Annotated in this window: 23 protein-coding genes, 1 tRNA gene and 3 pseudogenes; 12 read left to right on the forward strand and 15 right to left on the reverse strand. The window is 69.3% G+C overall.

Annotated elements, in window-relative coordinates; translation table 11 throughout:
* Positions 1–6: 6 nt before the first annotated feature.
* The 3 genes and pseudogenes from GWK25_RS01940 (at position 7) to GWK25_RS44450 (ending at position 2,736) form a co-directional block, all read left to right on the forward strand.
* A complete protein-coding gene (locus GWK25_RS01940) occupies positions 7–1,203 on the forward strand; it encodes a cytochrome P450 (protein WP_215457141.1) in 1,197 nt (398 codons plus the stop codon).
* Between the two features lie 60 nt (positions 1,204–1,263).
* Positions 1,264–1,470, forward strand: a pseudogene (locus GWK25_RS44445) (helix-turn-helix domain-containing protein); the annotation flags it as partial.
* 552 nt (positions 1,471–2,022) lie between these two features.
* A complete protein-coding gene (locus GWK25_RS44450; RefSeq protein ID WP_308404508.1) occupies positions 2,023–2,736 on the forward strand; it encodes a hypothetical protein in 714 nt (237 codons plus the stop codon).
* 25 nt (positions 2,737–2,761) lie between these two features.
* On the opposite strand, the gene GWK25_RS01950 is transcribed toward GWK25_RS44450, so the two are convergent.
* From GWK25_RS01950 to GWK25_RS01975, 6 genes and pseudogenes are all read right to left on the reverse strand, one after another.
* Positions 2,762–3,139 (reverse strand): hypothetical protein, encoded by a 378-nt coding sequence (locus GWK25_RS01950; RefSeq protein WP_215448218.1) that lies wholly within the window; start codon positions 3,137–3,139, stop codon positions 2,762–2,764.
* 54 nt (positions 3,140–3,193) lie between these two features.
* Complete coding sequence (locus GWK25_RS01955; protein ID WP_215448219.1) at positions 3,194–3,760, reverse strand: DUF4232 domain-containing protein; 567 nt, start codon at positions 3,758–3,760, stop codon at positions 3,194–3,196.
* A gap of 503 nt (positions 3,761–4,263) precedes the next feature.
* Positions 4,264–5,607: a glycoside hydrolase family 43 protein gene (locus GWK25_RS01960; protein WP_251828660.1), complete on the reverse strand. Its 1,344-nt coding sequence runs from the start codon at positions 5,605–5,607 to the stop codon at positions 4,264–4,266.
* A gap of 53 nt (positions 5,608–5,660) precedes the next feature.
* A pseudogene (locus GWK25_RS43155) lies at positions 5,661–6,041 on the reverse strand (hypothetical protein); the annotation flags it as partial.
* Positions 6,042–6,112: 71 nt separating this feature from the next.
* Positions 6,113–7,531: a non-reducing end alpha-L-arabinofuranosidase family hydrolase gene (locus GWK25_RS01965; RefSeq protein WP_215448220.1), complete on the reverse strand. Its 1,419-nt coding sequence runs from the start codon at positions 7,529–7,531 to the stop codon at positions 6,113–6,115.
* Positions 7,532–8,121: 590 nt separating this feature from the next.
* On the reverse strand, positions 8,122–8,889 hold the full coding sequence (locus tag GWK25_RS01975; protein ID WP_215448221.1) for a hypothetical protein: 768 nt from the start codon (positions 8,887–8,889) through the stop codon (positions 8,122–8,124).
* Positions 8,890–9,466: 577 nt separating this feature from the next.
* Between GWK25_RS01975 and GWK25_RS01980 the strand changes: the two genes are divergently transcribed.
* Positions 9,467–10,183 (forward strand): RICIN domain-containing protein, encoded by a 717-nt coding sequence (locus tag GWK25_RS01980; protein ID WP_251828661.1) that lies wholly within the window; start codon positions 9,467–9,469, stop codon positions 10,181–10,183.
* Positions 10,184–10,267: 84 nt separating this feature from the next.
* On the opposite strand, the gene GWK25_RS01985 is transcribed toward GWK25_RS01980, so the two are convergent.
* Together GWK25_RS01985 and GWK25_RS43160 are read right to left on the reverse strand one after the other, a co-directional pair.
* Entirely contained in the window at positions 10,268–11,809 is a 1,542-nt protein-coding gene (locus GWK25_RS01985; protein ID WP_215448222.1) for an alpha-N-arabinofuranosidase, read from the reverse strand.
* 503 nt (positions 11,810–12,312) lie between these two features.
* Complete coding sequence (locus GWK25_RS43160; protein ID WP_251830808.1) at positions 12,313–12,585, reverse strand: hypothetical protein; 273 nt, start codon at positions 12,583–12,585, stop codon at positions 12,313–12,315.
* Here GWK25_RS43160 and GWK25_RS43165 point away from each other — a divergent pair.
* Positions 12,548–12,700: pseudogene (locus GWK25_RS43165) on the forward strand (LacI family transcriptional regulator); the annotation flags it as partial. The gene GWK25_RS43160 and the pseudogene GWK25_RS43165 sit on opposite strands and share 38 nt — an antisense overlap.
* 140 nt (positions 12,701–12,840) lie before the next feature.
* Here GWK25_RS43165 and GWK25_RS02000 read toward each other — a convergent pair.
* From GWK25_RS02000 to GWK25_RS02010, 3 genes are all read right to left on the reverse strand, one after another.
* Positions 12,841–12,914, reverse strand: a tRNA-Pro gene (locus GWK25_RS02000).
* Positions 12,915–12,948: 34 nt separating this feature from the next.
* Positions 12,949–13,776 (reverse strand): Pr6Pr family membrane protein, encoded by an 828-nt coding sequence (locus tag GWK25_RS02005; RefSeq protein WP_215448223.1) that lies wholly within the window; start codon positions 13,774–13,776, stop codon positions 12,949–12,951.
* Between the two features lie 276 nt (positions 13,777–14,052).
* Entirely contained in the window at positions 14,053–14,985 is a 933-nt protein-coding gene (locus tag GWK25_RS02010) for a metallophosphoesterase (protein ID WP_184905360.1), read from the reverse strand.
* Positions 14,986–15,172: 187 nt separating this feature from the next.
* Between GWK25_RS02010 and GWK25_RS02015 the strand changes: the two genes are divergently transcribed.
* Entirely contained in the window at positions 15,173–15,640 is a 468-nt protein-coding gene (locus GWK25_RS02015; RefSeq protein ID WP_215448224.1) for a GatB/YqeY domain-containing protein, read from the forward strand.
* A gap of 354 nt (positions 15,641–15,994) precedes the next feature.
* Here GWK25_RS02015 and GWK25_RS02020 read toward each other — a convergent pair whose 3' ends face one another.
* Positions 15,995–18,307: a transglycosylase domain-containing protein gene (locus tag GWK25_RS02020; protein WP_215448225.1), complete on the reverse strand. Its 2,313-nt coding sequence runs from the start codon at positions 18,305–18,307 to the stop codon at positions 15,995–15,997.
* A gap of 554 nt (positions 18,308–18,861) precedes the next feature.
* Here GWK25_RS02020 and wblA point away from each other — a divergent pair.
* Complete coding sequence (wblA, locus tag GWK25_RS02025; protein ID WP_033524587.1) at positions 18,862–19,200, forward strand: transcriptional regulator WblA; 339 nt, start codon at positions 18,862–18,864, stop codon at positions 19,198–19,200.
* Between the two features lie 222 nt (positions 19,201–19,422).
* Here wblA and GWK25_RS02030 read toward each other — a convergent pair whose 3' ends face one another.
* The gene (locus tag GWK25_RS02030; RefSeq protein WP_215448226.1) at positions 19,423–20,814 is read right to left on the reverse strand and encodes an ArsA family ATPase; all 1,392 of its coding nucleotides are present in this window, start codon (positions 20,812–20,814) and stop codon (positions 19,423–19,425) included.
* A complete protein-coding gene (locus GWK25_RS02035) occupies positions 20,811–21,788 on the reverse strand; it encodes an ArsA-related P-loop ATPase (RefSeq protein WP_215448227.1) in 978 nt (325 codons plus the stop codon). Before GWK25_RS02035 ends, GWK25_RS02030 begins: the two co-directional genes overlap by 4 nt.
* A gap of 151 nt (positions 21,789–21,939) precedes the next feature.
* On the opposite strand from GWK25_RS02035, the gene GWK25_RS02040 reads away from it, so the two are divergent.
* The 4 genes from GWK25_RS02040 (at position 21,940) to GWK25_RS02055 (ending at position 24,682) form a co-directional block, all read left to right on the forward strand.
* Complete coding sequence (locus tag GWK25_RS02040; RefSeq protein ID WP_086785308.1) at positions 21,940–22,098, forward strand: DUF4177 domain-containing protein; 159 nt, start codon at positions 21,940–21,942, stop codon at positions 22,096–22,098.
* Positions 22,095–22,562, forward strand: a complete 468-nt coding sequence (locus tag GWK25_RS02045) for a RidA family protein (protein ID WP_184905352.1) — start codon at positions 22,095–22,097, stop codon at positions 22,560–22,562. Before GWK25_RS02040 ends, GWK25_RS02045 begins: the two co-directional genes overlap by 4 nt.
* Positions 22,563–22,623: 61 nt before the next feature.
* Positions 22,624–23,493, forward strand: a complete 870-nt coding sequence (locus GWK25_RS02050; protein WP_215448228.1) for an NUDIX hydrolase — start codon at positions 22,624–22,626, stop codon at positions 23,491–23,493.
* A 358-nt stretch (positions 23,494–23,851) separates the two neighbouring features.
* On the forward strand, positions 23,852–24,682 hold the full coding sequence (locus GWK25_RS02055) for an MBL fold metallo-hydrolase (RefSeq protein ID WP_215448229.1): 831 nt from the start codon (positions 23,852–23,854) through the stop codon (positions 24,680–24,682).
* A gap of 206 nt (positions 24,683–24,888) precedes the next feature.
* Here the strand turns inward: GWK25_RS02055 and GWK25_RS02060 are convergent, their stop codons facing one another.
* The gene (locus GWK25_RS02060; RefSeq protein ID WP_005476003.1) at positions 24,889–25,563 is read right to left on the reverse strand and encodes a Crp/Fnr family transcriptional regulator; all 675 of its coding nucleotides are present in this window, start codon (positions 25,561–25,563) and stop codon (positions 24,889–24,891) included.
* A gap of 326 nt (positions 25,564–25,889) precedes the next feature.
* Between GWK25_RS02060 and nth the strand changes: the two genes are divergently transcribed.
* A complete protein-coding gene (gene nth / locus GWK25_RS02065; protein WP_215448230.1) occupies positions 25,890–26,951 on the forward strand; it encodes an endonuclease III in 1,062 nt (353 codons plus the stop codon).
* Positions 26,952–26,988: the final 37 nt, after the last annotated feature.

The raw sequence follows: 26,988 nt of genomic DNA on the forward strand, positions 1-26,988 counted from the left end.
GACCCCCTGCAGGACCCCACCTTCTTCGCCGACCCCTACCCGACCTACGCCCGCCTCCGAGACGCGGCACCGGTACACAAGGTCCCCACCGGTTCAGGGGGAGGAGGCCGCCACAGCTACGTGGTCACGGGCTACGCCGAGGCGCGCGAGGCCTTCACCGACCCCCGCCTCTCGAAGGACACCGCGAGGTTCTTCGCAGGCCGGCCGTCGCAGCGCGATCTCCATCCGGCCGTCTCCCGGAACATGCTCGCCACCGACCCTCCGGAACACGCCCGGCTACGGGCGCTGGTGACGAAGGCGTTCACCACGGGGGCCGTGTCGCGGCTGCGCCCCTACATCTCCTCCCTGGTCGACGAGTTGCTCGACACCTGGCCGGACCACGGAACGGTGGACCTGATCGCCGACCTCGCGGTGCCGCTCCCCGTAACGGTCATCTGCGAGCTGCTCGGGGTGCCCGAGTCCGACCGCGCGTCCGTACGCACCTGGTCGAGCGACCTGTTCGCCGCCGGAGACCCGCAGCGGATCGACGCCGCCTCCCACGCCGTCGGCGACTACATGACCGCCCTGGTCGCCGCCAAGCGCACCGCACCCGGCGACAGCCTGCTCGACGACCTCATCGCCGTACGCGACGGCCAGGACCGCCTGTCCGAGGACGAACTCGTATCGCTCGCCGTACTCCTGCTGGTGGCCGGCCACGAGACCACGACCAACTTCATCGGCAACGCCGCCCTGGCCCTCCTACGGCACCCGGAGTCGCTCGCGCGACTGAGGGCCGAGCCGCAGCTCCTCGGGGGCGCGCTGGACGAGCTGCTGCGCTACGACTCGCCCGTCGGGATCGCGACGTTCCGCTTCAGCACCGAGTCGCTCACGCTCGGCGGCACCGAGATCCCCGAGGGCGTGCCGGTCCTCATCGCACCCGGCGCCGCCAACCGCGACCCCGACCGCTTCCCTGAGCCCGACCGCCTGGATCTCACCCGCAGCGCCACCGGTCACCTGGCCTTCGGCCACGGCATCCACCGCTGCCTGGGAGCCCCGTTGGCCCGAGCCGAAGCCGAACTCGCCCTCCACGCCGTCATCACCCGCTACCCCCACGCCGCCTTGGCGACGCCCACCGAAACCCTCCCTTGGCGTCACACCCGCCTGACCCGAGGCCTGGCCTCCCTGCCCATCACCCTCCGGGATCACTCCACTCAGTCCACGTGAGCGTGGTCTCAGGCAGCGGTTCGCCGCAACGCCGAAGCCCCTCCCGTCGTACTGACACACATGGATGCAATCCACGAAGACATCGAGGAGTTGGCGCTCCTGCTGACACGCCTCAAGGAGCGCTCGCACCGCAGTTACGCGGCCCTGGCCGGCCGTCTGGACATGAACGCCTCCACGCTGCACCGCTACTGCGCCGGCGAGGCGGTCCCCCTGGACTTCAACACGGTCAAGCGGTTCGCCGCACTCTGCGGTGCCTCTCCCGAGGAACTCGTGGAACTGCACCGCCGCTGGATCCTGGCAGTCGCCGCACGACAGCGCCCACGCCGAACCGCAGCCCGTCAAGCACGCGCGGAGGCGAGGAAGCAGACCCCTCACGCCACCAGGAGCACCGCCGCCGCACCGGCAGCATCGGCAAGCCACAGCGCCCCGCCGAACGAGGCACCGGCCCCGACCCCCTCGCCCGAGGGGCGCCACGAAGCCGCACCCACCCCACGACGCTCCACCCCACAACGAACCACCCCACAACGAACCACCACACAACGAACCACCCCGCCACCCTCTCCCCGCCCCCACCCCCTCCGATCCATCGCACTCGCGGCCACGCTCGTAGTCGCCTGCGCCGGCCTCACCGCATCCGCCGCCGGACCGACCGCCGGTGGCGGCGAACCGACGGCCTCGGCTCGCGTCGCACCGAAACCCTCGGCGTCGACCACCCCCAGCGGCAGCGGCCGCCCACGACCCGCTGCCACACCGTCCCGCGGTGCAGGTGAGCCATCGCCCTCGGCCGCCCCCACAACGAAAACGTCGGATCCGGCCACGATGCCCACCGACAGCAGCAGCCCTCCTGACAACCGGACGAGCGCAGACACGACCGCGCGTCCACCAACGGTCCCCCTGACCTGGACGGCCGACTCCCACGTCTGGAGACCCGAATGCGACCATGACTACGTCATCGCCAAGCCCCCACGGCAGGTCCCGCCGCCGCCCGCCCCGCAGGACGCCGCCGTGTGGGCCACGTCCATGGGGGCGGCCCACGGGCGTACCACCCATCTGCAGATCACGGTCCAGGGAAGCGGCTCCGCCCCGGTCACCCTCGAAGGAGTACGGGTGCGGGTGCTCAACCGCGCCGCACCCACCGCCCCCAAGGGCATCGCCTACTCCATGTACGAAGGCTGCGGCGCCATCCTGATCCCCCGCCACTTCTCGGTGGACCTCGACGCGCACCGCCCCCTGGCCCGTTCGCTCCCCGGCAACCAGACGGACGACCCGGACCCGGCCCTCGACTTCCCCTACCGGGTGTCCCTGCGGGAGCCGGAGGTCCTGCTGCTCTCCGCACGCACCGACTCCTGCACCTGCGACTGGTACGTGGACCTCGACTGGTCCTCACAGGACCGCACGGGAACGGTGCGCATCGACGACCACGGCCGCCCCTTCCGCACCACCACCATCAAGGGCCTGCCGCGCTACTGGTACCAAGACGCCGGCTGGGTCCCCATGACCTCGGCCGAGGCCGCGTCGGAGACCGGCGACTGACACCCGACGAAGGCACGAGCCGCGATCAACACCTGGAACTGCTGCTGATCCGAATCCCGTTGACGCTGTAGGCGTTGGTGAACACGGTGTGGGAGTTCGGCCTCAGACAGACCGAGCCCCCACTCTGCAGCCGCAGATGCACCACGTCGTCGTTGCGGGTGTTCAGGACCCCGTAGTGCGGCCGAGGCGTGACCGGCTGGAAGCCGCTGGTGACGACCTGGTATTTCGCCATCGGCCGGCCGGCCAGCAGGGCGTCGTTGTCCACGTAGAGGCAGACATAGGGGTACGGGCAGCCCTGCGTCGGGGCCTCCGCGTGTGCGGCGGTCGCGCCGGTCACGGACATGGTCGCCACGGCCGCGCCCACCCCCACGAAGCCGGTGACCTTCCGGATGACGGATCTCATCAAATCTCCACTGAATGCGGTTCGTTGGGCCTGAAGCGGATACGGACCGAGACCTCACCGCGACATGATGAAATCCAGGGCGAAACCGGGAGCGGTCGTCCAGTAGGTGACCCGCTGAAAGTCGTTGGCGTACAACGTCTCGACGGGCATCGGCACGTCGATCGGCTTGCCCGCGCCGCTGCCGGGCTTACGACCCTGGAGGCTGAGGGTGATGCTCTTTGCCTCGTACTCGTCCATGGGACCGTTGACGAGCAGACCGGCATACGCCTCGTCACCCGGAGCGAGGGTGACGGGAACCCCCGGGTTCGGGTCGCTCTCCTCGATCACGGGGGCCGTGCGCTTGCCGTCGCCGAGCCGCACGAGCGGGTAGCGGTGGAGGTCGCACTTCACGGTGCCGGTGTTCTGGACGGTCAGCAGCAGATGCCTGGCGTCCTTGCTGTCCGCGGGCTCCTTGGTGGCGGACACCCCGAGAACCTTCTGGGTGCAGGCGGGCACGGCGGCCTTGCCGCTCTTCACCACCGGCCCCGTGGCGGAGGCCTGGGCCGACACACCCCACCCGAGAGCCAGGACGAGACCCGCGGCAACGGCCGCCCGGCGGCCCGTAAGGGACTTCACGTTCATTTGCGTGCTCCTTCGCTGATCTGCATGAGGTCGCACACGCTCACGGCCCGCGTCCCGGGTACTCGAAGAACCGAACGCTCCCGCGGACGGGCAAGGCGGAAGCACCGAGACACCGCAGGGCGCCCGGCCGCTCCAGCCGGTGCGACATCCGTAGCCTCGGCCGCCCCACGAACCGAGGACAACACCCGCCCCCCAACCCGCAACGATGGAACGATCCCACCCCCACCACCTGCGAAAACAACCACACCTGGGATACCGACCCGGGACGCCGTCGCCCGGAAAACGGCCTGACCCCGAACCACTCACCACCCACACCAACGCCAGAGGGCCCTCACCAACGAGGTGAGGGCCCTCTGGCCTGCGACTGGAGCCGGCTCGGACGACGGCCGTCACTCCCGCCTGATCAGCCCGGAGACCCGCGAGTCAGAGACCTCGCCGCTGACGACGCAGTCTTCCGCAACGTCCCCTCAGCCGAGCCCGAGCCGCAAGTCAACGCGGTGCGGTTACGCGGCGCGGGTGAACTGCCACCAGTTGACATTGAACAAGTAGCCGCTGCCGCCGCTGAACGTCAGGTAGAGGTCACGGGTTCCCGTCACGCCGCTCACCGGGCAGGTCACCGTTCTCCAGGACTGCCAGCCACCGGTGTTCGGCACACCGCACCGGCCCACGATCGGCCCGCTCGGACTGTCCAGGCGCACTTCGAGGGTGCCGCCGCTGGTGGCCGAGGCGACGCGTGCGGCGAAGGAGGAGGCGCCGGCCCCGAAGGCCACTCCCTTGACCTTGATGTAGTCGCCGTTCTCGATCCAGCCGACGTTCATTCCGCCGTCACTGGTCCATTCGGTCTCGATCCCGGAACCCCAGGCGATCGTCTCGGCCTCCTGGCGGACGTACGGATCGAGTGGGCCGACCTGCGGGGCACCCGTGCTCGTCATGTTGATCGTCGGAATGGTGCCGTCGGCGTTGTAGGAGAACTTCTCCACGGCTACCGAGCGGGTGAAGCCGCCTCCGCCTGGGAGGGCGCCGTTGTGGTAGAAGAAGTACGAACCGCCCTTGAAGTCCACGATGCCCGCGTGGTTGGTGAAGCTGTTGCCCTGGGCGGGCATGACCGTCCCACGGTAGGTCCACGGCCCGGTCGGGCTGGGTGCCGTGGAGTAGGCGATGAACTCCTGGCAGCACCTGGCCGCGTACACCAGGTAGTACAGACCGTTCCGCTTGTAGACCCACGGCCCTTCTTCGTACAGCGTGGGACGGTCGGGGTTGTCGGTGCGGGTGCCGAATCCCGCGGTGGTGAGCGGGATCCTGGTGGGGCTGCCCGAGTAGGAGATCATGTCGGCGTTCAGCTTGACGTACCACAGGTTGGGGTTGCCCCAGTAGAGGTAGGCCTGACCGTCGTCGTCGATGAAGACGGTCGGGTCGAACTCGGTGTTCTCCAGCAGCGGGCGGCCGAGGGCGTCCCGGAACGGTCCGGTGGGGCTGTCCGCCACCGCCACGCCGATGGCGAATGCGCCGGTCGCCCGGACCGTCACCGGTACGTACCAGTAGAACTTGCCGTTCCGTTCGATGGCCTGGCCGGCCCACGCGTTGGCGCTCGCCCAGCTGAAGGTGCCCAGGCTGAGCGGTGAGCCGTGGTCGGTCCAGTTGACCATGTCGGCGGAGGAATACACCCGCCAGTCCTTCATCACGAAGGAGGAGGTGGAGCCGTCCTCGTCATGCCCGGTGTAGAGGTAGACCCGGCCGTTGTGCACCAGCGGGGCCGGGTCGGCGGTGTAGACGTTCTGCACGATCGGGTTGTCGGCCCTGGCCGCCGTGGGATGCACCGCGGCAGGAAGGACGGCGAACGCCAGCATGAGGATCAGCACCCAGGTTGCCCGGGCGAGTCTCGTAACGGTAGCGGGTGGTCTCACTGCGGTCGGGGGAGCCATTGGCCTGTGGACGTCGGCCCTGGACATGGTGTGGTCCTTCCTGATGCTGCGGCTCGGGGACTGAGCAGCCGGTCAGATCGGGGAGAGGGACGTTGCTGCGCTCGCGGTGCGGTCAGCGCCAACCGTGCGACGCGGATGGAGCCGCCGAGTGTCTGCGTGGCGTAGTTGGTAAGGGCGAAGCGGCAGCCCATGACGAACTGTCAGGTGGGGCCCATGGTGGACGCGGGCCCCAGGCGGGTGAAGTCGGTGCCGTCGATTTCGATGCCGATCCACGCGGAGAGGTCGCGCAGCAGGGCGAGTCCGGCCCGGTCGCCGTCGCGCATCGTCGCGTGGTCCAGCTGGATGGTCGCGGTGGAGGTGGTGAAGGGAGGAACCCCGGCCGCCGCGCGGCTGGGGTTCCTCAGGGTGGTGGGTCGGTCAGCGGGTGGGGTCAGCGCTGCAGGGTGAGCAGGGCCGGCCGGTACGGCAACGACAGGTAGCCGGTGCCATCCGATGAGGGAGACCTGCCCTGGTAGAGGAACTGCAGGTTGCAGGGGTCGATGGTCATGGTCTGGTCGGAGTTGACGCGGATCATGTCACCGTGGCTGATGTCGTTGGTCCAGGTCTGGTTGGTGTTGACCTTGCCCGCGAAGGGGTTGCTCTCGGTGCCGGCCTGCTCGGTCCACCTGTTGTCGTTCAGGCTGGAGGCGGTGAAGGAGCGGAAGTAGCGCCCGTTGGCACCCCGCGCCTCGACGATCATGAGGTACTGGTTCTGGCCCTGGACCTTGTAGACCTCCGGGGCCTCGAACAGGCGCTCCTCGGTGTCGCTCATGACCGTCTCGTACGACGAGCCGAAGCTGCTGGGGAAGTTCGCGAGCGGCATGGTCGACTTGAAGATGCCGCCCTTGTCGTTGGCGAAGAACAGGTACATGTTCTGGTCGTCGGCGATCAGGGTCGGGTCGATCGGGCCGCCGACGGGGAGGCTGCCGGTGAACAGCGGCTGCGGCGCGGACCAGCTGTTGGGGTTGGTGGGGTCGGTGGACGTGCGGTAGGTGAAGGGCCAGGCGGTGTCCCACCCGTTCGAGGCCATCACCCAGATGTTCTTGGTCGAGAGGTAGAACAGTTCGGGCGCGATCACCGACCCGCTCACCTCGGACTGGGTGGCTGTCCCCATGTCCGACCAGTTCGTGAAGGGACGGAACATCGCCGCGTTCCACCCGTTTCCGTCGGAGGTGGTCGCGTAGACCAGGTGCTGGCCGTTGATCTTCGCGGTGGTGAAGTCCTTCAACGCGAGCTCGCCGTTCTGCGGCTGCGCCAGCGGGCCGGTCGAGGACCACCGGTACGTCGACGGAAGTGCGCACGTGGTGCTCGGCGCCAGGCCGCTCCACTTCTGGTTGTTGCCACCGTTGCAGTCCCACAGCTGCACCGCCGTGCTGTTGGCCGAGGCGCCGCCGCTGACGTCCAGGCACAGCCCGGACTCCACGGCGACGATCGTGCCGTCGGCGTTCGCCCGCCACTGCTGGTTGGCACCGCCGTTGCAGGACCAGATCACCGGCCGGGTACCGGCCGTGGTGGCGTGGTTCGGAACGTCCAGGCACTTGTTGCCGTAGACGGTCAACTGGTTGTTGTCCGTCAGCGTCCACCGCTGGTTGGTACCGCCGTTGCAGTCCCAGATCTGCACGTTGGTGCCGTCGGTCTGGCTGGCGCCCGGCACATCGAGGCACCGGTTGGAAGCGACGCCGCGCACGGCGCTGGTGGTGGCCGCCTCAGCGGGGCTGGCCAGGAGCGTCGCCGCCAGGGCGGCCAGGGCGGCGACGGTAGCCGCGAGCACCGCAGACGGGTGTTTGCGGCTGAAGCGACGTCTGTGCATGCGAACCTCGTCATCGTTGGAGCTGGCGGTACCGGTTCGCCCGTCAGAGGCTGTCCGGAACCCGGCGGGGCGCGGCCTTATGCGTTCGAGATAACGAACGACGGTCGAAGTATCGATCGACTGGATCTTAAGGTTCCGGTGAAATGCGTCAATACTTTTCGCGCGATTCGTGAGCCGAAATCGCAGATTGAACCAAGCGGCTTCGGCTTCCGTGGTTATGCGGGTCTCTTGTCGTGAGGGGGGATAGCAGCGCGTGCGGGCGCGGGCTTGGCGATCATTACCGGCCACGACGGCGGGGCCCCGACCGATCAGGCGCGCGTGTGCCTCGCTGCCCTGCTCTGGTTCGGGACGCTCGAAGGCACCGGCACTGAGGGAACCGTGGCCGAGCCGCTCCGGTCGCTCTAGCTGGAAACGATTCCCTGGTACGCGAGACCTACAAGCACCGCGACACCGTCGAGCGGTGCGTCGACCGCCTCAAGCAGTGGCGCGGCATCGCCACCCGCTACGAGAAGACAGCCACGATCTACCTGGCCGGACTCCACATCGCAGGCATCTTTCTGTGGTCCGCACGGTGGTCCGAGCGAAAGCCCCTAGATGCTTGATCCGCCGCCGGAGGTGTTGCTCCACCAGGCGCTGTACGAGTTCAGCGAGTACCGCTTCTGTACGCCGTTGGTCGAGCTGATCTCGAGGCCGAACTGCATCGTGTCGAAGGTGGTGTTGCGCAGGAGGTTCTGCGACGCGGCCCATCGCCAGACCGCCGCGGCGTCGATGGTTCCGGTGTTGCTCTGCTGGGCGGGGATGAACTGCAGGACGTTCCAGCCGGGATCGGCCTGCCAGACCGACGCGTACCGGACGCCGCCGAGGGTCACGTCGGACGCGACCTGCCTTCCCCAGCCGCCCAGCGGTCCCGGGGTCCAGCTGGTGAAGACCATGATCTCGTCCTGGTTGTTGGTGGACCAGAGGTCGGCCGTCCAGCCCCAGTTGTCACCGCCGGTGGCGGGAGCCGACGACGTGTTGTACCAGAAGCCCGCCGAGTTCAACTGAGACAGCGGCGTCTGGGGCCGGACCGAGGTGTTCGAGTAGGACTTGATCCCGCCGCCGGAGTGGTTCGCGTCGATGTACCAGGATTTGATGCTGTCGACGGTCAGGCACTGCCTGCCGTGGTTGTCGCCCCATAGGTTGTTGTGGATCGTCCAGGTGCCCTGGGTGTACTGACCGTACCGCTCGCAGGTGGAGTACACCGCTGCCTGCGCCGGAGACGCGAAGCTCAGGAACCCGGCGATCACGGCGACGATCAGGGCCAGCCGGCCGAACCCGGCCGACTTGCCGCATATGGATTTACGGGCTTGCCATCTCATGTGTCCCTCCAAGGACGGCGATGGTGGTTCTCCGGCTCCCCGGTCCGGTGGCGGACTCGCGCCGCGAGGGTGTCGCTCGCAGGCGAGTCCGGGCTCGGGACGGCGCGACTCGGCTCATGCGGTGCTGCTCGCGATGGTGGGTGGCTCGTGTCGTCGAGGTGGCGCGCTCAAGAACTGCGGGAACGGTGCTCGGTCCCCTTACCTCAAGCACCAGGCTGGCCAGACATAGGTGCGAAGTGTCGAAGCGCTTGCGTCTCCGGGGACAGTAATGATGGGACCTCTGAACAGCAATACTCTGCGCAGGCAAACACATTTCTTTCACCTGACGACTTCATTGTCGAAGCGCATCGAATGGCATCGAATGGCATCGGCCGCGCCAGCCACCTGGCTTTCGCCGAACCGCTGCTGGTCCTGGTGGATGTGGCGGAAGGCGCCGGGGCAGGTTGCCGATGAGACGGGTGAAGGACTTCGCGAAGTTGGTGGGGTCGGGTACCAACACCGCGACGGGACACGGCGACGGCATGACCCTGAGTCGTGTCCCGGCCTCGCCCACCTACAACGCCCGTCCTCAGGTCGCTTGCTGGGCAGCAACGGCAACACCGGCAACGTCACCGTCGCCCTCAACCGCCTCGACACCACCTCCCTGGTGGAGAACGGCCGGGTCCGCGCGATCGTCCAGCGCGTACCGAACAACAACGGCGGCGCGGTGACAGGTCCGGTCACCGTCTCCGACCAGACCCTGACCGTGAGCGGTGACTCGGCTTCGGTGAACGTGCCGTGGACGAACGCCGTCGACGGCTACACGGTCACCCTGCTCCCGCCGTCCAACACCACCGTCTCCACGGTCGCGGTGGCTCAGCACAGCGGTCAGTGTCTGGACGACACCAACCTGTCCACGGCCAACGGTACGCAGTACCAGCAGTACTACTGCGAGGGCGGCTACCAGCAGACGCTGGACTTCAAGCCGGTCGCCGGACGGGCGAACACCTACACCATCGTGAATGAGCACAGCGGCAAGTGCCTGGACGTCGCCAGCGGTTCCACGACCGACGGTGCCGCCGTCATCCAGTACACCTGCAACGGCTCCACGAACCAGATGTTCACCCTGAAGCCGGTCACCGCGCTCGGCAACAGCAAGGACTACCAGCTGGCCGCCGTCCACAGCGGCAAGTGCGTCGACGTCAGCCAGATCTCGACCGCCGCCGGAGCCAAGCTCCACCAGTGGCCCTGCGACCCGGAGAGCGCATTGACCAACAAGAGGAACCAGATCTGGCGCCTCCAGGGCATGGGCTGAGCCACGCCCCCGTTCTCCATGGGGCTCCCGGCCGGCCACAGCCGGGAGCCCCCACCTCCTCCTCGCCCGACTCCGGCAGGAGTACTAGGCGAGCCGGATCACGTTCCATGACAGCGGTTCGAGGACGGAGCTGAGGGTGCCGTCGCTCAGGGTGGTCCCGGAGACCTGGTGCGGGGTCACGCGTTCCGGACCGGTGAGGGTGTTGCGTGCGTCGGGGTCGGCGTCCGCGAGGGCGCTGTGCTCGACGACCGACGTCAACGCGAGTCCGTTCAGGGTGACTTGCAGTGGCAGGGATATCGTGCGGCTGCGGTTGACGGCGAAGACGGTGACCGAGCCGTCCTCGGCGCGCACGGCGGTGGCGTGCAGCAGGTCGGCCTCGCCGTACTTCTCCGTCTCGTACGTCGGCGAGTCCACCCGCACGTCGAGGACCTGCCCGCGGCCGTACTGCGATGCCTGCGCGAAGGGGAAGAACGTCGTCTGCCGCCAGGCCGGGCCGCCCGGCTCGGTCATGATCGGGGCGATCACGTTGACGAGCTGGGCGAGGCAGGCGACGGTCACCCGGTCCGCGTGGCGCAGCAGCGCGATCAGCAGCGAACCGACGACGACGGCGTCCAGGACGCTGTAGCTGTTCTCCAGCAGACGGGGTGCCTGCGCCCAGTCCCGCGAGTCGGGGTTCTCTGTCCCGTTCAACTCCAAGCCGTAGCAGACGTTCCACTCGTCGAAGGACAGGTTGATCTTCTTCTTGGACTTCAGCCTCGCACCCACGTGGTCGCAGGTGGCGACGACGTTCTCGATGAAGGACTCCATGTCGACGGCGGAGGCGAGGAAGGAGTCGATGTCGCCGTCCCGGGGTTCGTAGTAGGCGTGCAGGGAGATGGAGTCCACGAGGTCGTACGTCTCCTGCAGCACCGTCGCCTCCCACTCGGCGAAGGTGGGCAACCACTGGGCGGAGGAGCCGCAGGCGACCAGTTCCACGGACGGGTCGATCTGGCGCATGGCGCGCGCGGTCTCTGCGGCGATGCGACCGTATTCCGCGGCGGTTTTGTGGCCGGTCTGCCAGTGGCCGTCCATCTCGTTGCCGAGGCACCACAGCCGGATACCGAAGGGATCCTTGTCGCCGTGCGCTCTGCGCAGGTCCGACAGGGCCGTGCCCTGCGGATGGTTGGCGTACTCCTGGAGTTCCAGGGCCTCGGCGACGCCGCGCGTGCCGAGGTTGATCGCCATCATGGGCTCGGCCTGAGGGCCGATCTTCTTCAGGAAGGCGATGTACTCGGACAGGCCGAAGCGGTTGGTCTCGGTCGACCGCCAGGCGAGGTCGAGGCGGCGCGGGCGGTCCTCGACCGGGCCGACCGAGTCCTCCCACTTGTAGCCGGAGACGAAGTTGCCCCCGGGGTAGCGGATCGTGGTGACGCCGAGCTCGCGGATCAGCTCCAATACGTCCGTGCGGATGCCCGCCTCATCGGCCGAGGGATGGTCCGGCTCGAAGATCCCGGTGTAGACGCAGCGGCCGAGGTGTTCGACGAAGGAACCGAAGAGGCGGGGGTCGACCTCGCCGACGGCGAAGGAGGGGTCGAGGGTGAACCGGGCCGGGCGGGTGGGAACAGCATGGGCGGTGCGGGGGCTCATGGGGGTCCTTTCCACAGAGGTGCTCGAGCGTGGCCAGCCGTTGCGCATCGGTGTGCCCGTGCTGTCAGCGTATGGACCCGTCACGGACGTGGACCTGCCGACTCTGAATTCTGCAGGTCGAGTTCACGCGGCGCAGCGATGTCGTAGGAGGCGAAACCCCTCGCTGTCAGCCTTGGGTGAGACGTCCCGCTGGGCGGTTCAATACTCCTGCCGGAGTTGTGATCGTGCTGGTCGGGGCGGCGGGGAGACGGCTGCGGCCACGGGCGATCATCGTCAGGTGTGTGGACTGAGGACGAGGCGGTGGCCGCGGGTCACAACGTGGTGCCTGACCGCTGGCAGCCGATGTCCTGCAGTTGGCGCCAGCGGACGCCGATCTCTTCCAGTGCCTGGGCCAGGGCCGTGACTGATCGCTGTTCGACGGGGCATTTCGAGTGGTAGAGCCTGTCCTCGGCGGACACGGGCCCGTGGACGAGGGCGACGCCGAGGCCCTGGCGGCTCTGCCCTCAACCGCGAAGCTCCTCGGCGGACTTCTGGACCGCGCGGTCCGAGCTGGGGTTGAGGAAGAGAGTCATGCGAGTACCTCTTCGAAGGTGTGGGTGACCGGGCACGGCCCCGCTGCCGGACGACAGGGTCTCCGCCTCGACCCCGCGCTCGTAGGTGCGGATCGTCAGGGCCTGGCGGCCGGCGGGCTGAACGAAGTTGACGTTCGTCCCCAGTGGAGCGAGGTCGGCGTGCACATTCGGAACCGTCGTCGACCCGACGGGCACGGTGGTCAAATTTGCCACCAAGCGTGAGGCGAAACAGGCTGCGGACGAGGAAGAGGCCAAGGCCCGGTACGGCACGTGGCGCGATCCGGCGGCCGGGCTGGAGACGTTCGGCGAGTACGCCAGCCACGATTGCGAAAGACGCCGGGCCCGTCTGGGAGATGTCGGCCAAGAGCTTCTCCCATATGTCGTTCCAAACGATCTGCAGAAACCCGTCAGGGGCCTGATCCACTTGATGGATCAGGCCCCTGACCTGGTATTTCTCTGTCGGGGTGGCGGGATTTGAACCCACGACCTCTTCGTCCCGAACGAAGCGCGCTGCCAAGCTGCGCTACACCCCGATTGTCGCTGCTTGTCGCGGCGACGTCGTTTACTTTAGCCCACCGGTGGCCGGAGACGAAATCCGGTTTTCGGGGTGGCGGTCCGGGCGGTCCGGGCGCCCTCGGCGGGGTGCACCGGGTCGGGGCGGAGGTGGTCGACGACGACGATCAGGAGGGCGGCGGCGCAGAAGGCGAGGCCCAGGAGGAGGGCATTGCCGAGGACGTCCCTGTAGCCGTGGCGGTCGACGTCCAGGAACGGGTAGAGGTACGGGGCCGGCCAGTCCGTGGTCACCAGAGCCGCACGGCCGAGCGTGGACGCCAGGTAAGCCAGCGGGTAGAGCAGCCAGGCCGCCGCGTGGATCAGCCGGGGTGGGGACGGGCGCGTCAGCAGTAGCCAGTCCGCCACCACCGCGAGGGGGATCACCGTGTGGAAGGCGACGTCGGTCACGGCGAGCCAGCCGGCGGGCGTGACCAGGGCGCCCGTCGGCGACGTGGTCATCGAGAAGGTCACCGGGCCGTTCGTCAGGAGCAGGTGATACACCGACGCCGTGATCACGGCGTAGAGAACCGTGCCGCCCGTCACTGCGGACGGCAGGGGGCGGCGGGCCGACCAGGCGCGGCGGGCCGAGACAGCGAAGACCAACGCCACCAGGACCGTGCTCTGGACCGCGAAATGGCTGAACGCGCGCAGCGGGCTGCCCAGCACCATCTCGGTCACCACGGCCGCTGCCGCCGTCAGTGCGACCAGCGCGCGGTAGGTCCCCGCCAGTGGGCGTCGCGCAGGTGCCACCACCGCCGCCGCGGGCACGACGGACGTCACCGGGGCGGGGATGCCCGAGATCGCGGGCAGATCGGGGATGTCCCTGGGTATCGGTGCGGTCATGCGCTCACGCTAAGCCGACCGGATAAAAGAGGCTATTTGGGGTGATCTGTATGGGTGGGGGTGTCAGGGCGGGGCCTGTTCATGTCGGGCGTGACCGACGGCCCCGCCTCGGCCCAGCTTGAGCCCCGCCAGGCACAAGCCTGCCGGGGAGCGCCGAGGCCCCTCGAACCCGATCCCAGCCCAGCCAGGCTCCGCCGAGTGCGCACGACCTCGCCCAGGCCCAGGCCAAGGCCCAGGCCCAGGCCCAGGCCCAGGCCCAGATCCGAACCCGCAGCCCTATGCCTCCTCCCGTCCCACCAACGTCAGCAGCGAAGCCTCCGGCGGGCACGCGAACCGCACCGGGGTGTAGCGGTTCGTGCCGCAGCCGGCGGAGACGTGCATGTAGGCGGTGCGGCCGTCGGCCGTGTGGGTGGAGAGGCCCTTGACGCGGTCGGTGTCGAGATCGCAGTTGGTGACGAGGGCGCCGTAGAAGGGGACGCAGAGCTGTCCGCCATGGGTGTGGCCGGCGAGGATGAGGGGGTATCCGTCTGCGGTGAAGGCGTCGAGGCTGCGGAGGTAGGGGGCGTGGACGACGCCCAGGGAGAGGTCGGCGAAGTCCGACGGACCGCCGGCCACCCGCGCGTACCGGTCCCGCTTGATGTGCGGGTCGTCCAGGCCGGTCAGCTCGACCGCCATGCCCTCGATCTTCAGCGTGCCGCGGGTGTTGGTGAGGTTGAGCCAGCCGGCTCCGTCGAAGCCGTCCCGCAGGTCCTCCCACGGGTTGTGGATGGCGCCCACCACCGGCTTGTTCCCGTTCAGACCGTGTCGGCCCTGGACCTTCTCCAGGAGGTAGCGCGCGGGGTTGCGCAGCTTGGGGCCGTAGTAGTCGTTGGAGCCGAAGACGTACGCGCCGGGGAACTCCATCAGCGGGCCCAGCGCGTCCAGCACCTCGGGGACGCCCTCGGGGTCGGAGAGGTTGTCCCCGGTGTTGATCACGAAGTCGGGGCGCAGGCCGGCCAGGGACCGCAGCCAGCGCTGCTTCTTGCGCTGCCCGCTCACCATGTGGATGTCGGACACCTGGAGTATGCGCAGCGGCCGCATGCCCGGTGGCAGCACCGGGACCGTCACCCGCCGCAGCCGGAAGGAGCGGGCCTCGAAACCCGCCGCGTACACCACACCGGCGGCACCGACCGCCGCGATCCCCAGAGGTACTCCGTATCGCGCTCGCATGTGTCCATCGTGTCAGACCCCGCCGAGCCCGAGCGCCCGCCTGTGGACAACCTCCGCTCACCACCGCCGATCGTCACCAGTCGTCAACTCACCCTGTGGACAACCGACTCCGGCTCCCGCAACCGAGCCGCACACACCAGCGAAATCAAGGCGCGCTCCACACGCCACACCTGCGACAATCGACGCCATGACCACGCTCAAGTCGAAGCTGCAGGAAGACCTCAACGCCGCCATCAAGGAGCGCGACGAGCTCCGCTCCTCGACGCTCCGGCTGACGCTCACCGCGATCACCAAGGAAGAGGTCGCGGGAAAGGAGAAGCGTGAGCTCTCCGACGACGAGGTGCTCAAGGTGATCACCAAAGAGGCGAAGAAGCGCCGCGAAGCCGCGGAAGCCTTCGCCCAGGGCGGTCGTACCGAGTCGGCCGAGCGCGAGAAGGCGGAGGGCGAGCTTCTCGCCGAGTACCTGCCCAAGCAGCTTTCCGACGAGGAGCTGCTGCAGATCGTCGTGCAGGCCGTCGAGGAGGTGCGGGCCGCCGGTGCCGAGGGGCCGCGCGCGATGGGTCAGGTCATGAAGATCGTGAATCCGAAGGTGGCCGGGCTCGCCGAGGGCGGCCGAGTCGCTGCTCTCGTCAAGCAGCAGCTCACGGGCGGCTGACGCCCCCGGCTCCGGCAGGTCCCTGGCTCCCGGTCGGCCTCCAGCCCCGGTCAGCCAAGCCTCCCGGCTCCCCGGCACCAGGCCGACTTCCGGCTCCGGCCAGCCAGGCTCCCCGGCGCCAGGCAGGCTCTCGGGCGCCCACCCGGCGCCCCGGTGCCCACCCGACCCCCCGGGCTCCCGCAGCCCCTCCCACTCAACGGCGGTGGGGGCGCCCCTTCTCCAGGGGCGCCCCCACCGCCGTACCTATATCTCCCGGCCCGGCTCCACGGCCGTCACCGGTCCATGGGGGTCAGCGAACCGCCTCCCGGGCCCCGGCCGTGCTCCCGTCCGTCGGTCCGTCGGTCCGTCGGTCCGTCACCCGAACCCGCCGCCGTTGCCGTTCCCGTTGTTCCCGCCGTTCGTCTGGCCCTCGAACCAGTTCTCCGGGATGGTGAAGTCCGGGGTCGGGAAGGTGGTGCCGCCGTTGTTGCCGCCGATGAAGCCGCCGTCGTCACCGTTTCCGTTGTCGTCGCCGTTCCCGTTCCCGTTCCCGTTTCCGTTCCCATTGCCGTTGTCGCCGTCCCCACGGTCGCGGTCCGGCCGCTCGTCGGGGATGTAGACGCGGTTGAAGTCGGGGCTCGGCTTGCCCGCCAGCGCGCCGGACATCATGTCGCGCCAGATCGGGCCGGGAACCCGGCCACCGAAGACCTTGTCGTGCCATTTGCCGCCGATGGTGATGTTCACCATGCGGCGCTTGTGCGCGGGGTCACCGACCCAGACCGCACCAGCCATGTTCGGGGTGTAGCCCACGAACCAGGCCGCGTAACGGAAGTCCGTCGTACCGGTCTTACCGGCGCTGGGGCGGCTGGGGCCGAGGCCCGCCTCCCGGCCCGTACCGTCCTCGACCACGCCCTCCAGCAGGGTGCTGATCGTGTCGGCGGTCTTCTCGGACATGGCGCGCGAGCACGTCGACTTCGGGACCTCCAGCGACTTCGACTTGTCGCCGACCCGCTGGGTGATGGACTCGATGGCGACCGGGGTGCAGTACATGCCGCGGGCGGCGAAGGTGGCGTACCCGTTCGCCATGGTCAGCGGGGACATCTCCTGTGTGCCGAGCGCGATCGACGGAGCCTGGTCCATCTTGCGGCCGTCGGCCCGCCCGACACCCATCTTCTTGGCCATCTTCGTCACCGGGCAGATGCCGATGTCCGCGATCATCTGCACGAAGTAGGTGTTGACCGACAGCGCGGTCGCCTTCTCCATCGAGTACGGGCCGACCTCGCTCGCGCTCTCGTTCTCGAGCTTCGCGGCGCCGCTGCCGGTGCCGTTGCGCCAGGTGCCGCCGCCACAGGTGGAGATCGGACTCGGGTAGGCCATCTTGTACGGCGCGGAGTAGATCTTCCCCGGGGACATGCCGTCCTCTATGGCCGCCGCGGCGACGATCGGCTTGAACGTCGAACCCGGCTGGTAGCCCGCTCCGCCACCCATCGACTCGTCGACCGAGAGGTTGATCGACGTCTCGTTCTTCTTGGTGTCCAGGCCGTAGGGCCTGGACTGGCCCATGGCGAGGATCTTGCCCGTGCCCGGCTCCACGATGGTGGCGGCGGTGGCCACGTCGTCCTTCTGCCGGACGTGCGCCTTGACGGAGGCCTGGACCGACTTCTGGGCCTGCGGGTTCATCGTCGTCCGGATCGTCAGGCCGCCCTGGTTCCAGATCTTGACCCGCTCTTCCTTCGTCTTGCCGAAGATCGGGTCGTTCAGGAAGATCTTGCGGACGTAGTCGCAGAAGAAGCCCGCGCCCTTGACGGCGGTGATGCAGCCGTTCTTCGGCTTGCTGATGTCGAGGCCGAGGGGCTTCGCCTTGGCCTTGTCCGCCTCCGCCTGGGAGATGTCGCCGACATCGGCCATCCGCTGCAGCACCGTGTTGCGCCGCTTGGTGGCCTCCTGCGGGTCGTTCACCGGGTCGTACCGGCTGGGCGACTGCACGATGCCCGCGAGGAGTGCGGCCTCCTCGACGTCCAGGTCCTTGGCGGACTTGGAGAAGTACCGCTGGGAGGCGGCCTCGACGCCGTAGGCCTGCTGGCCGAAGAACGTGATGTTCAGGTAGTTCTCGAGGATCTTCTTCTTGCTCAGTTCCTCCTCGAGCTGGATCGCCTTCTTCAGCTCGTTGATCTTCCGGCCGAGGGTCTGCTGGGTGGCCTGGGCGACCAGCGTCGGGTCGTCACCGGCCTCCTCCACCGCCACGTTCTTCACCAGCTGCTGCGTCAGCGTGGACGCGCCCTGGGTGACACCGCCGTCCTGCGCGTTCCGGTTGAGCGCGCGCAGGACGCCCTTGAGGTCGATCGCGCCGTGCTGGTAGAACCGGGCGTCCTCGATCGCGATGATCGCCTGCTGCATGTACGGCGAGATCTCCTTGAGATCGACCACCGTGCGGTCGCGGCTGTACACCGTGGCGATCGAGTCGCCCTTGCTGTCGAGGATCGTGGTGCGCTGGCTCAGCGGTGGCTGCTTGAGGTTGGCGGGGAGTTCGTCGAACCCCTCGACGGAACCCTTGGCCGCGAGCCCCAGGGCGCCGACGGCGGGCAGGGCGATGCCCGCCATGACGGCGCCGGCGAGCACGCTGACACCTAGGAACTTGGCGGCCTGCTGTGTGGCGGACAGACCACCACCCGAGCGCTTGTTTGGCATGAGGGCAGCCTAATCCGTACCGATGACCGTTCCGAAGGAGCAGGTCGGTCCAGAGGGTTACGGGTGCCGGATCGTGACATCCGAGATGCGGGGCCCGGAGGCCGGTGCGCGAGGCGCGGCCGACGTCGGGGCGTGAAGGAAACATGAACGGCTGTCTAGGTTCTCATTCGCCGGACACGCGCGCAGGCCTTGGCCTAAGCTGCTCTCAACTGTCACAGCCGTAGGCCCTTGTATCAAGTACGTCCAACGAGCCCGAATCGTTCTGACGTTCTTCCGATTTTTTTCCGGTGCCGTGTCCGAATCCACCTCGTGTGTCATTCGGTGTCCGTTGTGACGCATGTCAACTGTCCCGTTCTGACGGGATAGTCACGTATGTCCTCAGGTCACTCCCGCGGGTGATCTGCCGCTTACGCATAGTCCGTTCGGGCCATTCAAGATTGGGCCCGAAGGGGGTGTTGCGCTGTGCCCACCTTCCGTAACGTCCTCAACTGGCGGCGGTGAATATGCCGCTGCCGCCGTGGGGGAGCCTCGATTCGGGAGAGGACGGCGCCGGTATGGGCTGGGTAACCGACTGGAGTGCGCAGGCTGCCTGCCGCACTACCGATCCGGATGAACTGTTCGTTCAAGGAGCAGCGCAGAACAGGGCCAAGGCGGTGTGCACCGGATGCCCGGTGCGGACGGAGTGCCTGGCGGACGCGTTGGACAACCGCGTCGAGTTCGGCGTGTGGGGAGGAATGACGGAGCGAGAGCGCCGCGCACTGCTGCGCAGGCGACCGACCGTCACGTCGTGGCGCAGGCTGCTGGAGACCGCGCGCACGGAGTACGAGCGTGGCGCGGGCATTCTGCCGCTCGACGATGACGAGATGTACGAGAACTACGCGGCGGTGAGCTGAGGACGAGGCCCTTCCGGGCCACGTCGGTCGAGGGCGCCCTTGAGGTGTCGGCGCGTCGGGCAGGTGTGCCGGCTCTCGGGTGCCCCGAGACGTGGATCGGCCTTGGGGCCGCGGACGACTCCTCGGCCTTCCGTCAGTTCACCAGGCCGGCCGGTCAGTCGTCGGTAGGCAGCCGGTCAGTTGTCGGTAGGCCAGCCAGTGAGTTGTCGGCAGGTCGGCCGGTCAGTTGTCGGTGGTGGGCAGCTCCGGCCTTATGGCCGCGAGCCGGTCCCCGATGTCCCGCAGCCCCGCCAGGTCGTGGACATCACCGGGCAGCGCGGCCACCTCGGCCACGGCCACCTCGGGATGCAGCGCGGTGAAGCGGTCACGCGTGCGCTGCTCGCGCGTGAGCAGACGCATCCGCTCGGCGTGCAACCTGAGCAGGCCCGCCGTGAGTTGTTCCACCGTCAGGTCCGGGGCGGGGGAGCCGTCCTGCGGACCGGTCGTTGCGGGAGATTCTGAACTGGCTGAACTGGCTGGACTGGCTGGACTGTCGTACGTGTCGGGAGAGTTACGAACTGCTTTCCCGTCCATCTGATCGACAATGCGGGGCTCGTCAAGATTTTCCGCGGCGGCGAGCGCGCGCTCGGCGGACAGCTGAGCCGCGCCGCTGCCATGGACGCGGTTGAGCACCAGGCCGGCCAACGGCATGTCCTCGGCTGCCAGCCGTTCCACGAAGTACGCCGCCTCACGCAGCGCGTCCCGCTCCGGTGCCGCCACCACCAGGAAGGCCGTGCCCGGTGCCTGGAGCAGCTTGTACGTGGCGTCCGCCCGGGTACGGAAGCCGCCGAACATGGAGTCCATCGCGGCAACGAACGTCTGGACGTCCTTGAGCAGTTGACCGCCGAGCAGCTTGCCCAGGACGCCCGTCATCATCGACATGCCGACGTTCAGGAACTTCATCCCCGCCCGCCCGCCGACCTTCGCGGGCGCCAGCAGCACCCGGATCAGCTTGCCGTCGAGGAACGAACCCAGCCGCTTCGGCGCGTCCAGGAAATCCAGCGCCGAGCGGGACGGCGGGGTGTCGACGATGATCAGGTCCCACTCGTCCCGGGCCCGCAACTGGCCCAGCTTCTCCATCGCCATGTACTCCTGCGTGCCCGCGAAGCCCGCCGAGAGCGACTGGTAGAAGGGGTTGTTCAGGATCGCGGAGGCCCGCTCGGGGTCCGCGTGCGCCTCGACGATCTCGTCGAACGTGCGCTTCATGTCGAGCATCATGGCGTGCAGTTCACCGTCACCGTCGATGCCCTTCACCCGGCGCGGGGTGTTGTCCAGCGAGTCGATGCCCATGGACTGGGCGAGCCGCCGGGCGGGGTCGATGGTGAGCACGACCACCTTGCGGCCGCGCTCGGCTGCCCGCAGCCCGAGGGCCGCCGACGTGGTCGTCTTGCCCACACCGCCCGCGCCGCAGCAGACCACGATGCGGGTCCCCGGGTCGTCCAGCAGGGGATCCACGGCCAGGGGCCGGGCCGAGCCGATCACGCGATGCCCGTCCGCCGCCTGGGCGGGGGAGTGGGCGGGGTCCAGGTCGTGGTCGTGCGCCGCGACGCGCTCGGCGGCCGGGTCCGGAGTCATGAGATCCCTTGCTGACGCAGTTCCGTGGCGAGTTCGTACAGGCCCGCGAGGTCCATTCCCTCGGCGAGCAGCGGCAGTTCGTGCAGCGGCAGGCCCAGCTCCCCGAGGACACCCCGCTGCTCGTGCTCCAGGGTGTACCGCTCGGCGTACTCCTCGGCCTGCGCGAGCAGCGGCTCCACCAGCCGCTCGGCGTTGCCGCCGCGCCGTGCGCCGCCCAGGCCCGCCGCGGACAGGGACTTGGCGACGGCCGTACGCGGCACCGCGCGCGCGAACTCCAGCTCGCCCGCGTCCAGCACCTCGGGCCGCACCATGTTGACGATGATCCGCCCCACCGGCAGCCTCGCGGCCCGCAGCTCGGCGATGCCGTCCGTCGTCTCCTGGACAGGCATCTCCTCCAGCAGCGTCACCAGGTGCACGGCCGTCTCGGGAGATTTCAGGACCCGCATGACGGCCTGGGCCTGATTGTGTATCGGGCCGATCTTCGCGAGGCCCGCCACCTCGTCGTTGACGTTCAGGAAGCGCGTGATGCGGCCGGTGGGCGGCGCGTCCATCACCACGTAGTCGTACGTGAATCGCCCGCTCTTCTCCTTGCGCCGCACCGCCTCGCATGCCTTGCCCGTCAGGAGGACGTCCCTGAGGCCGGGCGCGATCGTGGTCGCGAAGTCGATGGCGCCGAGCTTCTTCAGGGCCCGGCCCGCCCCGCCGAGCTTGTAGAACATCTGGAGGTAGTCCAACAGGGCCAGTTCGGGGTCGATGGCCAGCGCGTACACCTCCCCGCCCCCGGGAGCCACCGCGATCTTCCGCTCCTCGTACGGCAGTGCCTCTGCCTCGAAGAGTTGTGCGATGCCCTGCCTGCCCTCGACCTCGACCAGGAGGGTGCGCTTCCCCTCGGTCGCGAGGGCGAGCGCGAGTGCGGCGGCGACCGTGGTCTTTCCGGTCCCGCCCTTGCCGCTGACGACCTGGAGCCTGCTCACGTATTCGAGCCTAACCAGTCCGCGCGCGGCATACGCGGGAGGCTGTGGACAACTTGTGCCACTCCCGTCCGTCGGCCCCCGCGCGCCCCGTGCCTGGACGGCGACGGAACCCGTGCCGGGCGGCGGCCGGGCAGCGGATAAAGTCGGCCACATGACCAAGTGGGAATACGCAACCGTGCCGCTGCTCGTCCATGCCACGAAGCAGATTCTGGACACCTGGGGCGAGGACGGCTGGGAGCTCGTCCAGGTCGTGCCCGGGCCGAACAACCCTGAGCAGCTGGTGGCCTACCTGAAGCGGCCCAAGCCGTGAGCGCCGTCGAAGCGAAGCTCGCGGAACTCGGGCTGAGGCTGCCCGAGGTCGTCCCGCCGCTCGCCGCGTACCAGCCGGCCGTGCGCAGCGGCGTGTACGTCTACACCGCCGGGCAGCTGCCCATGGTGGAGGGCAAGCTGCCCGTCACCGGCAAGGTCGGCGCCGAGGTCACCCCCGAGGAGGCCAAGGAACTCGCCCGTACCTGCGCGCTGAACGCCCTGGCCGCCGTGAAGTCCGTGGCGGGCGACCTGGACCGGGTCGCGCGTGTGGTGAAGGTCGTCGGCTTCGTGGCCTCGGCCTCCGACTTCACGGGCCAGCCCGCCGTACTGAACGGCGCGAGTGAACTCCTGGGCGCCGTCTTCGGCGACAAGGGCGTCCACGCGCGCAGTGCGGTCGGTGTGGCGGTCCTGCCGCTGGACGCGCCGGTCGAGGTGGAGCTCCAGGTGGAGCTGGCCGAGGCCTAGAGCCCGCCGGGATCACGGAGGCTCACTCGAACATCAGCCCGTGACGAGTTAGCCTCCGCCCATGGCAAACGGGCAGTGGTATCCCGCCGAATGGCCGGACCGCATCCGCGCACTCGCGGCCGGCACGCTGACACCGGTGACCCCCAGGCGGGCCGCCACCGTCATGCTGCTCAAGGACACGGCCGACACCCCGGTCGTGCACATGCTGCGCCGACGCGCCTCCATGGCCTTCGCCGGAGGCGCGTACGCGTATCCGGGCGGCGGGGTGGACCCGCGCGACGACGATCACCAGATCCGCTGGGCGGGCCCCACGCGCACGTGGTGGGCGTCCCGCCTGGGCGTCGACGAGACCGACGCCCAGGCGATCGTCTGCGCGGCCGTCCGGGAGACGTACGAGGAGGCGGGCGTCCTGCTCGCCGGGCCGAGCGCCGACACCGTGATCGACGACACCACGGGCGACGACTGGGAGGCGGACCGCGCCGCGGTGGCCGCCCGGGAGCTGTCCTTCGCCGAGTTCCTGGAGCGCCGGGGACTGGTCCTGCGCTCCGATCTCCTCGGCGCCTGGGCGCGCTGGATCACCCCGGAGTTCGAGGCCCGGCGCTACGACACCTGGTTCTTCGTGGCCGCCCTTCCGCAGGGCCAGCGCACCCGCAACGCCTCCACGGAGGCCGACCGCACGGTGTGGATCCGCCCCCGGGACGCGGCGGACGGCTACGACAAGGGCGAGCTGATGATGATGCCGCCGACCATCGCGACCCTGCGCCGGCTCGCGGAGTACGACTCGGCCGCCGCCGCGCTCGCCGCCGCCCCCGCCCGCGACCTGACACCCGTCCTCGCCCGGGCCCGCCTGGAGAACGACGACGTGATCCTCTCCTGGCCGGGCCACGACGAGTTCACCAAACGAGTTCCGGCCGCCGGAGACCCGACATGACGGCGACGACAGCCTTTCGGGACGGGGCGACTGCGTCGCCGGGAAGGGTGACTGCGCCGGTGGGGCGGGCGGCGGTCCTTTCGGGCCGAGCGATGGCGCTCCCGGGCCGAACGAAAGCCCTTCCGTGCCGAACGAAAGCCCTTCTGGGCCGGACGACGGCTTTGCCGGGACAGGCGGCAGCCTCTCCGTGTCGGGCGGCCGTGCTTGCCGGGGGAGTCGCAGCCCGCCCGGGTCCGTCGAGCGGTCGGTCCGAGCCCGTGCCCGCGTGCCTTGTGCCGCCGTGTGCGGGCCGGGGCGCCGCCCACGCCCGCTCCCGGCAACGTCGCACTTCTCCCCTCCCGCTGGAAGGCACCTCCGCATGACCGACGCAGCAGCCCTTCCCGGCCGGCCCAGGGGCGGTGTCCTGTCCGGCCCTGCCACCGCCCGCGCCGTCAACGTGCTCGCGCCGAACGCCTCCGTGATGACGCTGGACGGCACCAACACCTGGATCGTCTCCGAACCGGACTCCGACCTCGCCGTCGTGATCGACCCCGGTCCCCTGGACGACGCTCATCTGCGCAACGTCGTCGCCACGGCGGAGAAGGCCGGCCGTCGCGTCGCGCTGACCCTGCTCACCCACGGGCACCCCGACCACGCGGAGGGCGCTGCCCGCTTCGCCGAGCTGACCGGCACGAACGTACGAGCCCTGGACCCGGCGCTGCGGCTCGGCGACGAAGGACTGGGCGCGGGCGACGTCGTCTCGGTCGGCGGCCTGGAGCTCCGGGTCGTCCCCACCCCCGGCCACACCGCCGACTCGCTCTGCTTCCACATCCCGGCGGACCGGGCCGTCCTGACCGGTGACACCGTCCTGGGCCGCGGCACGACGGTCGTGGCGCACCCCGACGGCCGCCTCGGCGACTATCTCGACTCGCTGCGCCGCCTCAGGTCCCTCACGGTCGACGACGGCGTCCACACCGTCCTCCCCGGTCACGGCCCCGTCCTGGAGGACGCCCAGGGTGCCGTCGAGTTCTATCTGGCCCACCGCGCCCACCGGCTGGCCCAGGTGGAGACGGCCGTCGAGAACGGTCACCGCAGCCCCGGCGACGTCGTCGCCCACGTCTACGCGGACGTCGACCGCTCCCTGTGGCCCGCCGCGGAACTCTCCGTACGGGCACAGCTGGAGTACCTGACCGAACACGGTCTGATCTGACCGCTTCGAGGCGGGTCCGACGGCGAGCCCTGACCGACTTTGGGCTTGAGTGTCCGTCTCCGGGCTTTTCGGACGCTCGGGGTGGCCACCCGACCTCAGGCCCCTCTCGTGCCCCAGAAGCCCCTTCCAGGCGCGTCCAGGGCGGCACAGAGCGATGGGGCCCGCCTCGAGAACGAGACGAACCCCATCGAAAGACGAGCCCTGCGTCAGCGAGAGCGCTTGGCCAGCCGCTCCACGTCCAGCAGGATCACCGCGCGAGCCTCCAGGCGCAGCCATCCGCGCTGCGCGAAGTCCGCCAGAGCCTTGTTCACGGTCTCGCGGGACGCGCCCACGAGCTGCGCCAGCTCCTCCTGCGTGAGGTCGTGCACCACATGGATGCCTTCCTCCGACTGCACGCCGAACCGGCGGGAGAGGTCAAGCAGCGCGCGAGCGACCCGCCCGGGCACGTCCGAGAACACAAGGTCGGACATCTGGTCGTTGGTCTTGCGCAGTCGCCGGGCGACCGCGCGCAGCAGCGCCGCCGCCACCTCGGGCCGCGCGTTCAGCCAGGGCTGGAGGTCGCCGTGGCCGAGGCCCAGCAGCTTGACCTCGGTCAGCGCGGTGGCCGTCGCCGTCCGCGGACCCGGGTCGAACAGCGACAGCTCGCCGATCAGTTCGCCGGGGCCGAGCACGGCCAGCATGTTCTCGCGGCCGTCGGGCGAGGCGCGGTGCAGCTTCACCTTGCCCTCGGTGACCACGTAGAGGCGGTCTCCCGGGTCACCCTCGTGGAAGAGAGCGTCACCGCGCGCGAGGGTCACCTCACTCATGGAGGCGCGGAGCTCCGCGGCCTGCTCGTCATCGAGCGCCGCGAAGAGCGGGGCGCGCCGCAGAACGTCGTCCACGAGTTCTCTCCTTGTCGACCTGCTCAGGGGATCTTGCTCCCCGTACTACCAGGGGACCGTGTTCCCCATCTTGCCGGACGGTCCAAACAGTGTGATCTGTCACAAGGATGCCGCACACATGTCCCGGGGTAAGCGTCAGGGGTCCAATTGGGGGCCGATCTTCTGGGCCCGGGGCGGATGTCGGTGCCGGGCTTTAGGCTGGCCGGGTGTCCAAATCGCCGGTGAGAGCACAGGCCGAGGGGGCTGGGCGCGTGGTTGTACGGCGCGATTCCGCTGTGGGCGAACAGAGCCCCACGGGAGCGAACAAAACGGCAAAGGCGACGAAGGTGTCCGATCCATCAGCGGCGGAGAACTCCGCCCGAGAGACCACGGCCCCGGCGGAAGCAGCCTCGGCGAGCAAGCCGGCCCCGGCTGGCCGACCGGCCCCGGTGAGCGAGTCGGCCCCGGTGAGCGAGTCGGCCCCGGCGAAGAAGGCCACCGCCCGGAAGACGGCGTCGGTGAAGAAGGCGGCGGTGAAGAAGACAGCCGCGGCGCAGGGGACCGCCGGAGCACAGGGAACCGTCGCGGCGCAGGGAGCGGCCCCGGCTCGGAGAAAGGCCTCGGCGGCCAAGCCCGAGTCCCGGACCGCCCTCGTCCGCCGTGCCCGCCGCATCAACCGCGAGCTCGCCGAGGTGTACCCGTACGCGCACCCGGAGCTGGACTTCGAGAACCCCTTTCAGCTGATCGTGGCGACGGTCCTGTCCGCCCAGACGACCGACCTGCGGGTCAACCAGACGACACCGGCGCTGTTCGCGAAGTACCCCACCCCCGAGGACCTGGCCGCGGCCGACCCGCAGGAGGTCGAGGAGATCCTGCGGCCCTGCGGGTTCTTCCGCGCCAAGACGAAGTCGGTGATGGGGCTTTCCAAGGCCCTGGTGGAGAACCACGGCGGTGAGGTCCCCGGCCGTCTCGAAGACCTGGTCAAGCTGCCGGGCGTCGGCCGCAAGACCGCCTTCGTCGTGCTGGGCAACGCGTTCGGCCGCCCCGGCATCACCGTCGACACCCACTTCCAACGGCTCGTGCGGCGCTGGCGCTGGACCGAGGCGACCGACCCGGACAAGATCGAGGCGGCCATCGGCGCGCTCTTCCCGAAGAGCGACTGGACGATGCTGTCGCACCACGTGATCTTCCACGGCCGCCGCATCTGCCACGCCCGCAAACCGGCCTGCGGCGCCTGCCCCATCGCGCCGCTCTGCCCGGCGTTCGGTGAGGGGGAGACCGATCCGGAGAAGGCCAGGAAGCTCCTGAAGTACGAGAAGGGCGGCTTCCCCGGTCAGCGCCTGAAGCCGCCGCAGTCCTACCTGGACGCGGGCGGCATTCCGGCGCCGCCGCTCGGAGCCGCCGGATGACGGCCCACACCGAGCGCCCGGACATGGCCACCGACAG

This window comes from Streptomyces sp. ATCC 21386 (assembly GCF_018728545.1).
GTDB lineage: Bacteria > Actinomycetota > Actinomycetes > Streptomycetales > Streptomycetaceae > Streptomyces.